Annotated in this window: 12 protein-coding genes; 7 read left to right on the top strand and 5 right to left on the bottom strand. The window is 66.8% G+C overall.

Features of this window, described 5'->3' with window-relative positions; genetic code table 11:
• The first annotated feature begins 246 nt into the window (after window positions 1–246).
• The 3 genes from ABD976_RS20040 to ABD976_RS20030 all read left to right on the top strand — a co-directional run bounded on the left by ABD976_RS20040 (window position 247) and on the right by ABD976_RS20030 (window position 3,774).
• Window positions 247–987, top strand: a complete 741-nt coding sequence (locus ABD976_RS20040) for a hypothetical protein (protein ID WP_345365444.1) — start codon at window positions 247–249, stop codon at window positions 985–987.
• Between the two features lie 1,182 nt (window positions 988–2,169).
• Window positions 2,170–2,397, top strand: coding sequence for a hypothetical protein (locus tag ABD976_RS20035; protein WP_345365442.1), 228 nt, complete (start codon window positions 2,170–2,172; stop codon window positions 2,395–2,397).
• Between the two features lie 594 nt (window positions 2,398–2,991).
• Window positions 2,992–3,774 (top strand): inositol monophosphatase family protein, encoded by a 783-nt coding sequence (locus ABD976_RS20030; protein WP_345365440.1) that lies wholly within the window; start codon window positions 2,992–2,994, stop codon window positions 3,772–3,774.
• A gap of 428 nt (window positions 3,775–4,202) precedes the next feature.
• Here ABD976_RS20030 and ABD976_RS20025 read toward each other — a convergent pair whose 3' ends face one another.
• The 4 genes from ABD976_RS20025 to ABD976_RS20010 form a co-directional block, all read right to left on the bottom strand.
• The gene (locus ABD976_RS20025) at window positions 4,203–4,661 is read right to left on the bottom strand and encodes an NUDIX domain-containing protein (protein WP_345365438.1); all 459 of its coding nucleotides are present in this window, start codon (window positions 4,659–4,661) and stop codon (window positions 4,203–4,205) included.
• Window positions 4,662–4,725: 64 nt separating this feature from the next.
• Window positions 4,726–5,592 carry a protein-L-isoaspartate O-methyltransferase family protein gene (locus ABD976_RS20020; protein WP_345365436.1) on the bottom strand — a complete coding sequence of 289 codons (867 nt, stop codon included), beginning with the start codon at window positions 5,590–5,592 and terminating at the stop codon, window positions 4,726–4,728.
• Between the two features lie 530 nt (window positions 5,593–6,122).
• Entirely contained in the window at window positions 6,123–6,998 is an 876-nt protein-coding gene (locus ABD976_RS20015; RefSeq protein WP_345365434.1) for a hypothetical protein, read from the bottom strand.
• An 18-nt stretch (window positions 6,999–7,016) separates the two neighbouring features.
• A complete protein-coding gene (locus tag ABD976_RS20010; protein ID WP_345365432.1) occupies window positions 7,017–7,325 on the bottom strand; it encodes a hypothetical protein in 309 nt (102 codons plus the stop codon).
• 338 nt (window positions 7,326–7,663) lie between these two features.
• Between ABD976_RS20010 and ABD976_RS20005 the strand changes: the two genes are divergently transcribed.
• The 3 genes from ABD976_RS20005 to ABD976_RS19995 all read left to right on the top strand — a co-directional run bounded on the left by ABD976_RS20005 (window position 7,664) and on the right by ABD976_RS19995 (window position 10,700).
• Complete coding sequence (locus ABD976_RS20005) at window positions 7,664–9,019, top strand: NsdA family TPR-like regulatory protein (protein WP_345365430.1); 1,356 nt, start codon at window positions 7,664–7,666, stop codon at window positions 9,017–9,019.
• Between the two features lie 4 nt (window positions 9,020–9,023).
• Window positions 9,024–9,494, top strand: coding sequence for a GNAT family N-acetyltransferase (locus tag ABD976_RS20000; protein ID WP_345365427.1), 471 nt, complete (start codon window positions 9,024–9,026; stop codon window positions 9,492–9,494).
• A gap of 645 nt (window positions 9,495–10,139) precedes the next feature.
• Window positions 10,140–10,700, top strand: coding sequence for an NADPH-dependent FMN reductase (locus ABD976_RS19995; protein WP_345365425.1), 561 nt, complete (start codon window positions 10,140–10,142; stop codon window positions 10,698–10,700).
• A gap of 63 nt (window positions 10,701–10,763) precedes the next feature.
• Here ABD976_RS19995 and ABD976_RS19990 read toward each other — a convergent pair whose 3' ends face one another.
• Window positions 10,764–12,980 (bottom strand): helix-turn-helix domain-containing protein, encoded by a 2,217-nt coding sequence (locus ABD976_RS19990; RefSeq protein WP_345365423.1) that lies wholly within the window; start codon window positions 12,978–12,980, stop codon window positions 10,764–10,766.
• Window positions 12,981–13,343: 363 nt separating this feature from the next.
• On the opposite strand from ABD976_RS19990, the gene ABD976_RS19985 reads away from it, so the two are divergent.
• Window positions 13,344–13,937, top strand: a complete 594-nt coding sequence (locus ABD976_RS19985) for a GGDEF domain-containing protein (RefSeq protein WP_345365421.1) — start codon at window positions 13,344–13,346, stop codon at window positions 13,935–13,937.
• Window positions 13,938–13,963 lie beyond the last annotated feature (26 nt).

Raw genomic sequence — 13,963 nt, 5'->3', positions numbered from 1 at the left:
TGAATCTGTCGCAGAAAATCGCAGGTAGTCGTTAAAAGACAGTTGTCTTGTTTTTCATGCCGCTTGACATGGCGCCGGGTATCGAGCGTTGATGGTCGACGTCATTTCCGCGTGTCCCGGAATGTCGGGGAATGGGGAAGTGGCCAACGGGGGCGATCTTGCCCTGTCTCGAATCCCATCTCCGAGAGGAATGTCATGCCCAGCAATGCAAGCGGAGCGGTCGCCGAGCGTCAGGAAGATGTCGACGTGCCGGGTCCGGAGAAGAATTCTTCTTCGCAGAAGGACGGGCCGCGCACGGAAACCGAAACCCGGCTGTGGGGCGCCCTGAGCGCCGAGCCCCAGACCACCGAGCAGCTCGCCCGCGACGCCGGGGTCGGCAAGTCCACCGCCGGTAAGGCGCTGGCCCGCTGGTCGAAGAACGGAGCCATCACCCGGACCACCGGCCCGGGACCACGACACCCCGCGCTGTGGTCCCGCCCCGACACCGGTGGGCAGCACGACATCGCTCACGTGCCCGACGCTGCACCCGAGCCCGACCACACGGAGGCGCAGGTCAACGGCGCCGGAACCGATGCGGACGGTGGTGCCGCCGAGCGACTGGCCGCCGAACCCGGAGCGAGCGCCACAGCGGACACCGCACCCGAGCCGGAGGAGACCCCGCTCGCCTCCGACGCGCCCGAAGCGGGCGCCACGGCGCCCGAGCCTGCGGAGCCCCCGCTTGTCGTGGACGTGCCCGAAGCGGATCCCGGTTCCAGCCAGGAGACGGCTCAGCCGGAACGGCTCGCGCCCGGAGCGCTGCACGGGCTGGTGGAGGACTTCCTGCGTGAACACCCGGGGCAGGAATTCGGGCCGAGTCAGATCGGCAAAGCCCTGCATCGTTCTTCCGGTGCGGTGAACAACGCACTCGAGAAGATGACCACCAAGGGTGTGGTCGTCAAAACCCGCGAAGCGCCGAAGCGGTTCTCCCTTGCTGGCGACACCGAATAACCGACCGGCGACAAGGATGACCATGCGACCGGAAGAACCGTCAGCGCCGGAAACCGGCGCTCTGCACGAAGTGGCATCGCAGAAAGACACGGCTGTGTGCGGAGTGGATGTCAGAACGGCCAGGGGAGCAGTCGAGGGGGCGTGCCCGGTATGCCTGAGAAAGAAACCAGCAGGGAAGCGTTCCTCGGTTCGGGATCGGCGAAGGGGGCGTGGGCGTCCGGGTCGGCCGACCGTGAATGGCACTGCATCGCTCGGGACGACTGGGGCGTACTGGAATGCTGCTGCGGCCACTTCCTCCTCGGTCCGGTCCATCTCCGACGCGCCCAGCCTCAGGCGGGCACGTATGGCCGCGCGGTCTGCGCAGCGTCGGAGGCTCGAGCAAACCCCTGGTTCGACAGCAGCACCGACCGGTTCCTCGTCGACACCCTCACCTTCTGGGAAGCGCGGGCCACAGCCGAGTTCCACCTCTGGCCGGACACCGACCCCGACACGCACCACGAGCCGAGCCGGGACGCCTTAGCAGCACGACGCGGCACCCCCCAGACGGACAGCGCCGCCGCGATGCCCCGGGCCGCCTGACACACCCTTCTGCGAAGGAGCGAACTGATGAAACGGACCACCGCACGATGGTGGCGCCGCCTGCGCCACCGGTGGACGGCCACCCGCGACCGGCCGACACGCGACAGCGACAGCAGGCAGACCACGCCCAGACACGGTGATGCTGGCGCCCCACCCGCCGAACACGTCCCGGGGCACGACCCTGCCGCGCCGGACGAACCGGTGTGGGTGCGGCCGGTGGGTGCCTCGAAGTGGCACCTGCTCAGCGCCGGGTGCGCCCCACGCACGCACCCGGTGACCCGCTTCGACGGCCGGTGCCCACCACGCGCCGGGGGCTACGTGATCTGCCTGGGCTGCGGCTTCGACGCGGGCATCGGCGCCGAAGCCGCCACCTACATCCCCACACCCACCCCCGACCGCGTTCCCGCTGTGGTTCCCGGCCCCCGAACGAGCAAGGACGCGGAGAGCCCTGGCAGCCGATACCTGCCAGGGCTCTCCACGCCCACTCCGGAGCCTACCGCTCTGGCCGCGTGAACCCACCGCAGAGCACACCCTCCTCGACGAATCAAGGACAACGCCATGACACAACCACAGCACCCCGGACCCGATCCGGAGCTGCACGCGGTGGTGGAGTTCGCCAAGCGCACCCGCCGCGAACTCAACGACCTCACCTTCCGCCTTCCGGGACGCGGCGACGTCACCGCCGAAGACTGCACGGACCTGGCAGCCAAGCTGCGGGCACTGGCGAAAAAGCTCGACCGCCACGCCGCAACCCGCCCCTCCCGTCCCCGTGCGCCCGGCAGCCCGGATCCGGCATCCGCACCACGGACCTGGATCTATCCCGAGGTGTAACAAGGGAACCGCAAGCCGCCCCCGGCATGTGCCGGGGGCGGCTGGGTGCGTTCAGGGCTGGGTCAGGCGCGACCGAATGGGTGTGGCAGGCAGCTACGGCGCTTCCCCGGCCGTCCGGCCTGCTGGGTGCCGTCGGGCTGAGCGTCAAGGCACCGAGCCCGCCCGAACCTGACGAAGTCGAGTTATCCCGCTCCGTCGGTCGTCCGAACCTCGCCGCTCCCTATCCGCTGCGGAAGATGAGTTGTCCGCTTTTAGAATTTATTTTCTGGTGATCTTTGAATGGACTGTGTTATGGTCGTCCGTTTCCTCTGCCGAAGCCATACCTGCCCTCTCGCAATATGTTATTAGGTATGCACGGAGGCCTGAATTCCCGGTTCCAGTTGCCCGCGTCGAGCAGCCCCAACTTCTCCGCAAATCTGTCAACCTCTGAACGTGTGAATGTTCCACTCTGTCTGTATGCTCCAGTGTGGCAATCCCCTGGTTGGGCCTTTATTTTCACGCGCTATATGGGAAATCTGGTAGGCAAGAGACGTCCGCGCGTTCACCCATCATGCCGGTGACGACGAAGCCGCAAATATGGCAGTATGCCCGGACATGGAACTGGGCTCCCCCGATGTAAAGCTCGTGGAATTGCTCGCCGACGCTGCCGACGTGATCACGACGTCGCGTGCGGGTACCGCAGATCTCCGCGTGGAACGCAAACCGGACCGCACGCCTGTCAGCGACGCCGACCTCGCCGTCGAGGAAGAAGTGCGGGCTATTCTGGCGAGGGAACGTCCGGACGACACCATCGTCGGTGAGGAAGGCGGCGGGACCATCTCGGTGGGGCGCACTTGGGTGGTCGACCCGATTGACGGGACGAAAGCGTTCCTGCGCGGACTTCCGGTCTGGGCGACCTTGATCGCTCTGCTTATCGACGGTCAGCCGGTGGCGGGCGCGGTGAGTGCTCCCGCACTTGGAAAGCGGTGGTGGGCAGGCCGGGGACACGGTGCGCACGTCCGCGGCTTGGACGGCAAGACTCGTCCGATGACCGTCTCGGCGGTGTCGCGACTCAACGAGGCCATCGTGTCCACCTCGCACATGCGCACTTGGCCGGAGTTCTACGACAGGGACGCCTACCTCGCCCTGGTCGACGCGTGCTGGGAAGATCGCGCCTACGGTGACTTCTGGTCGCACTGCTTGGTGGCTGAAGGTGCCATCGACGTGGCTGCGGACCCGATCGTCAACATCTGGGACGTTGCACCGTTGAAGATCATCGTCGAAGAGGCAGGCGGCCGGTTCACAGACCTGGCGGGAGCGGACACGATCGCGGGCGGCAATGCGCTGTCGTCGAACGCGTTGCTCCACGACCCGGCGCTGACCCTGCTCACCCGCTGAGCGCCCCACAACTCCAAGGACACTTTTGATGGGATGCCCCTACCGCGACTGCTTCGCGCAGCCCACGCGAAATACCTTTTGACGGCCAACCTTCTCGGCAGGCTGCAGAAAGGGATGGGGCCGCTGTCGATCGCGCTGTTCCTACGCAGCGAAGAGTTACCGTATGCCCGGGTCGGGGTGTTCGTGGGACTGTTCGTGGTTTGCCACCGCGATCGGCGCCCCGTTAAAGCTCGACCGCCACGCCGCAACCCGCCCCCGGCATGTGCCGGGGGCGGCTTGGTGCGTTCAGGGCTGGGTCAGGCGCAACCGAATGGGTGCGGCGGGCAGCTACGGATTTTCACCGGCCGACGAGCGTGCTGGTGCCGTTGCGCTGAGCGTCAAGGGCACCGAGCCCTCCGAACCTGCCGCCGACCCGTCAGCGCCAGTGCTCAACCGCGATTGCCCAGGTGCGCGGCGCTCCAATCCTGCAGGATTCGTCGCACTTCGGGTGACACGTTGTCCCAGCGGTCGTGGGCCGCCCACTGGTAGTCGTCATGTTCGCTGAGCTGCACGCTGTCGCCGTCGGTGGTGACGGCGAACGTGAATTGGCGGGTGGCCGTCCCGCTGCCCGGGCGGTAATCGAACTGCCCGAGATACCCGCCGACCACGGTGACGGTCAGCCCGGTCGCCTCCTCGACCCCCCGAACCAGGGTCTCGAAGACCATTTCGCCCGGCTCTCGGGTGCCACTGGGCAATTCCCACAGCCCGGCGAAACCGTCCGGGTCGTCGTTGGGCCGGTGGAGGAGCAGGACACGCCCAGCGGTGTCGGCCAAGACGGCACCGACGACGATCTCCTCGATCCCGTCGTTGAGCGCGGCGGTGAGCAACGTGTGCTGGCTTTCGGTCACAGAAGGTCCTTGTGATGTCGGGCCGCCTTGATCAGGGCCGCAGTGGTGGCTGCAGTGCGCGGGGTCATGTCTCCGGGGTATTCCAGGCTGATTCCGGGCTGTCGCGGCTCCAGCGGAGGCCACGGTGACCGGTCAGCGTCACGGCCTGGTGGCCGGGCGCGTAGGAGAGCTGGAAGTGTTCCCAAGGCGGGCGGCCATGGTCGTGCCAGCAGGTGAACGCCTCTTCAACGAGGCTCCAGAGTCTGGTGGGGCCGCTTTCGGTCACGGGCCATCTCCCGTCCGGGCCCGGCAGGTCCGCTACCTCGGCCCACGACCCGTCGGGTGTGGACAGCACGCCGGTGGGGACGCTGCGGTCGGGTGGAACCAGCAAGCTGGTACGCACCGCAGCGGGCATTCCCAGCAGGTGTGCGAGGACCCAGACGATGCGGTCGTCCCGCCACGGCACCGCTGTGGTCCGCTTCGAGGCACTGTCGGTGGTGCGCGGAAAGGGTTCGCCGGACCGAACGGTGTCGGTGGCCGTCTGGGGGAAGGAGCAGAAGGTTCCGGTCAGCTCGTGTGCCGTGCCCCGGATGAGCGTGGCCGGGTTGCCCGCGCTCGGTGCCAGTTCGCAGTGGGCGAGTAGCAGCCCTTCGGGGCGGAGCTGCTGGGTCCACCTGGTGGGGATCTCCTGGACGCCGTCGTCGAGCGCGATGATGGCGTCGTACGGGGCTCCGAGTGGCCAGCCAGCGCGTGCATCGGCTGCTTCGACCTGGACGGGGAGCTCGTGGCGATCGACGAAGTCCTGTACGGGGCCGATCCGGGCGAGGTCGGTGGTCGTGGCGGTGACTGTCGCCCCCCGGTGCGCCAGCAGTGTCGCCCACGCGCCGGTGTGCAGGCCGATGTGCAGCACCCGCTGCCCCGGACGTACCTGGAGCGTCTTGAGCAAAGCCATCGCGCTCGCCCCGGGTGCCTCTCCTACCAAGGCCGCCTCCGCACACGTGCGAGGCACACAACCGCCGACGGGAAGCGCCGGGGAGGTGCTTCCATGGCCCGTCCAGCAGCGCCTGTCCATACCGGCTACCTCGTCGGGGCGAGCGCGAGGTCATCCAGACCGCCGAGCGCACCGTGGCCCTCGTCGGTCCACAGCACCGTCCCGGCAGCAGCCGGCGGCACCATGAGCCCCCACGAGCCGCACGGTTCCCGCAGAACCGCAATCCACACCCCCTGCTGCGTGATCGTGCGGGCAAGGACGCGCGCTCCGGGCACCAAGGGCAACGGTGGCGGGCTCGTGAACCACATCCGCCCGCACGGAGCGAGGGGGAGGCGCAGACCGACTCGGCCGTCGGCGGCAAGGGCTATCCCCAGCAGCAGGCGTTGCCCGCGAAGACCGCGGACAGGGATCTCGTTCCACTTCACTGTGCGTACCTCCAGGTGGGAACCGGTCCGGCGTGGGTTCGGGGACGCACCACGCCGGACCGGCGATCAGGAAGCCAAGCCGAGCTCGGCGTAGACGTACCGGTGGTCGCTGAGCGGCGCGGAGTCGTCGTCCTCCTCCTCGCGGAACACCCGGTAGTCGCGGAGCGTGGAGTAGGGGAAGGCCGTGGAAGCCATGATGCGATCGATCCGCAGGCTCGACCCCTGTTCATGGGTGGTCACCGTGGGGTCTCCAGCCCGCTCCCCGGCGTCCCAGAATCCGAAGGTGGTGCGGAGGAGGTCGATCTGCCGGGTGTCGAGCACCCAGTCCTGAGCCAGCTCGCTCCAGCGGCACTTCTGCAGGAGCTTGTACTGCTCGCCGCGGGCAATGCTCTGCCGCGGCCAGTCCACCTGCACCTCACCTGCCCAGGACGAGGTGGCGTTGAAATCGCCGGCCAGCAGGGTGCTCGCCGCCGCGTACGGCGCCAGGGCGGCGGCGTGCTGCTCGAACACCGCACGTCCTTGCCCGCCCTGCCAGTGCACCGCCGAGATCCAGGTCGTACCGGCGACCCCGGGAAGCTCGGCTTCGACGAACCCCCATCGGAAAAGCCCGCTGCGGCAGTGCGGCGGGAACCAGCGCCGCACCCGGATCTTGCCAGCGTTGAGCAGCAGCAGCGGCGGATTCCCGCGCCCTTCCACCGGCGCCCAGAACGGAAGGTACGACTCCCCATCCGGGAGCATGTCCGACAAGGCGTTGGTGAACGCCCACATCGGCTGGTGGCCGTCGAGGTCGGCGTGGGTGGCTTCGGGCAACGAGAAGACATCCGGAGGCGACGGCGTGCACCTGCTGATGTGGTGCAGCGCGGGGCCGAAGTCGTGACCGCGACCGGGGCGGTAGGTGAACGACTTGATGTTGAAGGTGCCGACGGTCAAGGCATCAGACATGGAGATCGCTTTCGGTTCTCAGGCTGCTTGGGGCGGGTCGATGGTGGCCAGCAACGACGTCGGCCACTCGCTCGGCGACCATGCCGCTGCGGGAATGGCAGGACCGGGATTCGCCAGGTCGCCCCGGGACAGCAGACCGACCAACAGCACGAACACCTGCTGGTCAACTTCGGGGGACGACCCGGTACAGGCGGGGCACAGTTCCCTGCCGGGCATCGAGAGCGCCTGCTGCTGGAACGTCCAGTGCCCTCGGAGCCGGTGCCCGCAGATGCTGTGGTCGACGGTGTGCGCGAGCGCGAGGTGGGCTCGTGCCTCCTCTTCGGCCATGGCGAACCGCAGCGGCTCAGGAAGCTGAGCTGATGCGCTGGCTGGCCCGCACAGTTCGACGACCCCGCCATTCGTGGCAACTCGTAGGGGATGGATGGATGCCGGTCGCAGATCGGGAGGTGAAAATGGTGCTGCCACTGGCGCAGACCCTTTCTGGCCTAGGAGAATGAAACAGCTGCCGATCGAGGCGGAGGACATGTCGTCGTCTCTCTCGGCAGTGTTGCGGTCCGCACCATGTGCCGGGAACCCTGAACTCGTGGTAAATGATGTCGAAATCAAGGCACCTGTGGTCAAAAGCGGTAAAAACTGGCCCCAGGCCGAAAGGCGTGATACGAGCGATGAGTTTGAAGGACGTGTGGCGCTACGAAGCCGCTCCATGGTCCGAACGGGCCTGGGCCCGAGCCATCAACCGCCAACTCTTGCCCAGTCAAGCAATCGGAGTACGGGCACCGGGGTACTGGCTGCGAACAGGCAGCCCACCGCGCGACCCCGCGGTCGCCGCCGCCGCTGCCGCCGCGCTATCGGACAAGTGCGGGCGCGCCGTCACCGTGAAGGAGCTATGGCCGGGACTGGCGCCACGCGAACAGGACCACGGCGCTGTGGAGCGGCGCGATTCGGCCTCCGCCGTGGAAGGACTGCGGGAACTCAGCGATACCGTGCGGCAGTACCGCACAGTGCCCGCTCGCGACCTGACACTGGACGCCCTGGGGGCCACGCTTGCCACTGCGAGCACGTCCGGACTGTTCCCACAGCGCACCTTGCCACCAGTGATCAGCATGATCCAGCGCCATATCGCGGAACTGCGGCTGCTGGACGACAAGGTCGGCGGCGGCGTCGACTCGGTGATGTGGGTCCGGACGCAACTGCGTGCGGTGCTCGACCTGTGGACCCAAACCGAACATGAACCCGAAGTCGGACGAGCGCTGCTTCGTTCCGCTTCACAACTCGCACAGTTGATGGGCTGGATGAGCTTCGACGCTGGCGACCAAGGCCGAGCTCAACGAGCTTACGTACTCGCCATGCGACTGGCCCACGAGTTAGGCGACAACGACAGTGTCATCAACCAACTCGGGATGCTCAGCTACATCACCGCGCACACCGGGTCCGCCGACGAAGCCAAACTCATCGCCACCCAAGCGATGCACCTGGCACGTGCCGCCCATCCTGTCGTGCGAGCACGAACAGCGGGACGACTCGCCACAGCCTGTGCCGCAGCAGGCGACCTCTCCGGGTTCCGCTCAGCCGCAGACGAGGCGCAGACACTCCTGCAAAAGTCCCTCGACGAACCGCCGCCAGCTTTCCTCTACTACTTCGACTCTCCGCAGCTTGCAGCCGAATCAGGACAGGCCTTGGTCGACCTCGCCAATCCTCGAATCTCCACCGAGCTGAAAACCCAACGCAACCGGTTGCTGGGTCAAGCTGTCGCCGCCCTCACCCCGCTGGCCCATGTAGATCACAACAGCACGCATCAGCGTTCGGCGCTCTTGCACGGCTGCTACCTGGCCTGGGCCCATCTCCGCCGCGGTGACATCGACTCGGCCGCTCAGGTCACCGTGACCGCCGTACGCAGGCTCGACGCGGTGCAGTCCGGCCGGTGCCGCAGCATGGTCAGCGACCTGCGTGCTGCCTTCGGCCTGCGGATGCCTCACCCGTCGGCAGCGCTCGCTCGGGAGGCCATCGATCAGGCAAGGTAAGCCCGTGAACGAACTCGAGCTGCGGAACGTCTCCGCCAACCACCCCGACGCGCTATACCTGGTCCGGGAGCTGGAGAGCTACCAAGTCGCGCTCTACGGGCACGCTGACCCGGGCTGGCTTGACCCCGCCCGTTTCATGCCTCCGGTCGGCTTGTTCATCGTGGCCTACCACGGTGACGTACCGATATCCTGCGGTGGCTGCCACGTCTGGCAAACAGAACCGCTAATCATGGAGATCAAAAAAATGTTCACAGTGCCAGCGTGGCGATATCACGGCGCTGGTCGGCGCTTGCTGTCCCGCCTTGAAAGCTTCGCGGCAGAGTCGGGCGCGCAGCAAATCGTGTTAGAAAGTGGCGAAAAAAATACGCAAGCCTTGAAGCTGTATCGAGCGGCCGGCTACAGGCCGATCAGTGCCTATGTCGCGGGGCGAACATCAATCAACCGCGCATTCGGGAAAGTGCCCCCATGTAAGTGATGTGACTGGTGTGTACATGTTTGTCGTCGAAGGGTTGGACGACTTGTTCAGCATAAGTTCTTTGAGGAAATTTCCTTTTTTCTCCTTCTGTCACGTGGGGCTGGCGCGTACCGTTGGTTTATGGGAGAAAGCTTCAAGGGTGCGGAAATGTCCCACCTGTTCGAGTTAGTGGCTAGGTGTGCCAAACCTTATCCGCGATAGCGGCGGATCTTTTAATTTAGTGTGCGCCATTAAGCATTGTGTTTCCTGAGGGCCTGGGGTTCGCCGGGGGCGCCGCTGTTGCCTCAGGTGGCAGGTATTTCTAAGTTCACCTGTTGTGTTTGCAGAACTCGCCTTGGGTACAGTATGGCATCGAATGTTGGGACTATTCCCGCAATGTTCGTTAGTGTAATCGCTGCGGCTCTGGTCGAGGTCTTCTCAAGGCGCCCGAGGTGACAGAGTCGCCGGTGTAAGGGACCTCGTCGCCCAACGACGCGACACTCCTTCGGACTCCTTCGGAGGCTGGAGCGACCGACGTCGGCCCCTTCGTCTGGACCAGCCGCCGACGACATGCTGGTTGCACGCCATGCTCGGCCACAGAACTTCGTGTACGCGTCCCTGGGTAGTCTGTATCGGCCGCGAACACGGGAAACGTAGGTAGGTCGTATGCAGCAGTGGACGGTGCTCGGGATTTGCGGGAGCCTGCGCCAAGGTTCGTACAACGCCGCGCTGCTACGCCTGGCCGAACGCACCACGCTCGAGACCAGGTTCATCGGCTGCGACTTGGCGGGGCAGCTGCCGCTGTTCAATCCCGATATGGAGGAGGACACGCCGAATCTTCCCGCAGCAGTCCGGGAATTCCGGGCCTGTGCGGATCAAGCCGACGGACTGGTCATCGCCACACCGGAGTACGCGCACGGCCCGGCGGGGGTGACCAAAAACGCCATCGACTGGCTGATCGGCTCCGGAGGCATCATGAACAAGCCCACCTTGCTCCTGAGTGCCTCCCCAGGGCAAGCCGGGGGCATGCGGGCGCAAACACCGTTGATGCCCACCCTGACCCTGCTGGGCTCCATCCTCGTCGACTGCGTCGTGGTTTCCCGCGCCGCCGCTCGAGTGGCCGAGAACGGCGAATTTCACGACGCGACGGTAGCCGAGCGGATGAAGCTAGCCATGGGTGAGTTCACGGATGCGCTACGACATTCCTCCCACAAGAAGGCCACCTGACACGTCAGGCCCCATAGTGGGTTTTCGGCTCCCTTTCTCATCCATGTGCAACAATCCGCGGCGCTAAGTGATCTTGTCGAGTTCGGCTTGGATGCGTTCGGCGTCGTCGGAGCCGATGTAGTCGGCGATGTAGAGGGCGCGTTCCCACTGCTCGCGCGCGGTGGTGGTGTCGCCGGTGCTGGTGAGTGCTTGGCCGAGGACGTAGAGGGCGTCGACTTCGGAGAACAGGGCCGCGTGGTCGCGGGCGTAGGTGGCGGCGTGCCCGGCGAGGTCGACGGCTTCGTCGTTGCGCTGTTGGCGGAGGCGTACGACGGCGAGGCGGGTGTAGGCGTAGCAGCGCAGCAGGGGTTCGCCGTTGTCGGGGAGGTTGCCGACGGCGGTGGTGAGGTCGGTGTCGGCCGCGGTGAGGTGGTCGTGGTCGCCGGTGTGGTCGTAAGTGCTGAGGTGCACCAGGCCGCGCAGGGTGCGGGCGCTTTCATCACCCGAGCCGCCGTGGACGGTCTCCAGGGCGTCGATGGCCTCGGTGAGCAAGGCAAGGGTCTCGTCGACGGGGTCGGCGCGGAGCAGGCGGGCGCGGGCGAGGCACTGGGTGGACCAACCGAGCTCGTGAAGATCGCCAATCTCGCGGAGCAGCTGCACGCTGTGGGAGAGGTGGTCGACGGCGGCGTCGAGCTCGCCGCGCTCGGTATCGATGTAGCCCTGCAAGAAGGCCATCCGCGCCACCCCCTCGCGGTCATCAGCCCGCTCAGCGTTGGCAGCGACGTGCCCGGCCAAGCTGTAGGCAACGGGGTAGGGCTTGGCCAGCAGCGCGTAGTCGAGGGCCACGGCGACGAGCTGCCAGGCTAGGCGGGTCCAGTTGCGTTCGAGTGCGATGCGTACGGCAGTCGGCATGTATTCCCACCGGGACTCGGCCCATTCGAGGGCGGCGTCGAAGTCCGCGAACTCTGGGGGATGCACGCCGTGAGGTGGAGCGTCGAGGGCAGGGGTGCGTTTGCGGTCGGGGGCGAGCAGCTTCGCGGCGTTGGCCCAGCCGTGCAGCAGGTAGGTCAGGTTGCGGAAGGCGGCTTCGTCGCGGACCTCGATGGGGTCGACGCGCTGGCTCTGCTCCAGGGCGTAGGCGCGGTGGAGCTCGTGGTACTGCCAGGTGCGTCCGCGTTTGGACAGCAGCGAGGCCTTCGCCGCGGCGTCGAGCAGGGTGCGGACCTGGCGTTCGGGGATGCCGGTGGTGGCTTCGGCGGATTCGGGGGTGACCTCGGGCAGCATCGCGCACAGCCGCCACGCTCGGGCCTGCTCGTCGGTGAGTTCGGCGTAGGAGAGGCTGGTGGCTCGACGAACGGCGTCGGTGGGAGCGGTGGTGGCGGCCATATCAGCGATCATCTCCTGATCCGCATCGTGGGCAGCGAGTACGTCTCCGAGCGACCGCAGCGCGAGTGGGAGTCCGCCGCCTCGCCGGGCGAGGACGGCGACCCGCTCGCGTGGCTGCCCGGAGCGGGTCGCGATCAGGTCCGTGGCGTCCTCGGGTCCCAGCGGTGGCACCGGGTACCACTGCACGGGTCCGGGGAGTTCCAGTTCCCGAACACGACTCGTGACGACGATGACACTACCGGCGGCGGCCGGGATCAAGGGTGAAACTTGGTCCGAATGGGCGTTGTCGACGCCCAGTAGCACCGGTTCGCCGGAGGTGAGTCCTCGCCAGATCTCGATCAGGTGATCGAGGTCGTTGGGCAACTGGCTCAGGTGGTGTCCGGGCAGGGACGAGCACCAGGAACGCAGTACGGAGATCGGGGTGCGCGGCGCGGTGGAGTGGTCCCAGCTGCGCATGTCAACCCAGCGCACGGTGGTATAGCCGGGGGCTGCTCGGTGGACTGCGGCGAGGGCGAGCGCGGTCTTGCCGATTCCTGCTTCTCCGGTCAGCGCGACGAAGCGGGGAGCCCGAGGCAGATTTGCGGAACGCGGGTCCAGGGCATCGGCGAGCTCCTCCAGGAGGGCTGTGCGGCCGACGAGTTCGTCGGCGGCGGGCAGCCCGCTGACCAGGTGGTGCACCGGCGCGACGGCTTGCTGACCGCAGGGGAGGAGGCGAAGGGCGTCGACGAGCTCTCCCTGCGCTCCGAGCGCGTCGTCGAGTGCTCGGGCGAGTTCGTTGCGCAGGCGCCGGCGTCCGGCCTCGACCCGGGAGAGCTGGCCGTGGCTGATGTGGATCAGACGGGCGAGTTCGCGCACGCTGAGATCGCGCTTGAGACGCCAGCCTTTCACCAGCGCACCCATCCGTTGATCGTCCACGGCTTACCTCCCGAAACCCCTTCCCTTCCGGTGGTAACACGCCAGGTGTCCGTCAACGCGGCATGTTCGCCCATCCGTGTGGGTCTGTGGTGCCGGGCGTGAGGTGCCAAAACTTGGCACCACGGAACCACTACCGGCACCGCCGCTGAGCTGCCCAAAGTGAGGACCACGCAGCGAGTAATCGAATTCTGAATCACCTTCGGATCTGCTGGAAATCACGATCAGCAAGGAGCGTTTTCCATGAGTACTTCGCTGAGGTGGGCCGCTATCGCTACTGCTCTTCACGGCACGAGATCGCTACTGTCCCGAGCCAGCCCGAAATACCAGGTTCTCGAAGTCGCCAACGCTGAACTCCGCCGGGAATTGCAGGCGTGGCAGGACTACACCGCCGATCTGGAAGGCGAGTTGGCGCGGGCGAGTGCCCGGGCGTGGGACACGGTGGCGGAGGTGCCGGTGCGGGCGGTGTGGGAGTCGATCCTGGATGCTCGTCTCACCGCGGAAGCGGCACGCACGGCCGTGGTGTGGGTCGACCTGGACGACTTCAAGCGGGTCAACGACCGCCACGGTCACCTGGCCGGGGACGCGGTCCTGCGCGCGGTGGCCCGGCGGTTGGAGGAGGCGTTCGGGGACCGGTCGCCGGTGGTGACCCGCCTCGGTGGGGACGAGTTCGGCGTCGTCACCCGCGACCTCGATGCCGAGCGGGACCTCGCTGGGTTCGTGGCGCTGATGGCCGAGCCGATCGTCCTGCCGCATGGCAGGTCGGTGCGGGTGACGGCCTCGGTCGGGGTGGCCAGTGCGGCTGAGCTTCCGCCGGGCGCTTCGCGGGAGGACGTGCTGCGCCTGGCCGATGCCGGCGCCTACGCGCAGAAGGCGAGCAGGGGAGGCGAGATCCGCAGTGCCCCGTCCCCTCGCGCTCGCGAGCACGACGTGGTGACGGCGATGGAGGCGGCGCGGTGAGGGACGAGAAGCGGGCAACGGAACGG

The sequence above is a fragment of the Saccharopolyspora cebuensis genome, assembly GCF_039542665.1.
Classification (GTDB): Bacteria; Actinomycetota; Actinomycetes; order Mycobacteriales; family Pseudonocardiaceae; genus Saccharopolyspora; species Saccharopolyspora cebuensis.
Note: the sequence above shows the minus strand (reverse complement) of the source record. Positions and strands in the feature narration are given on the sequence as shown.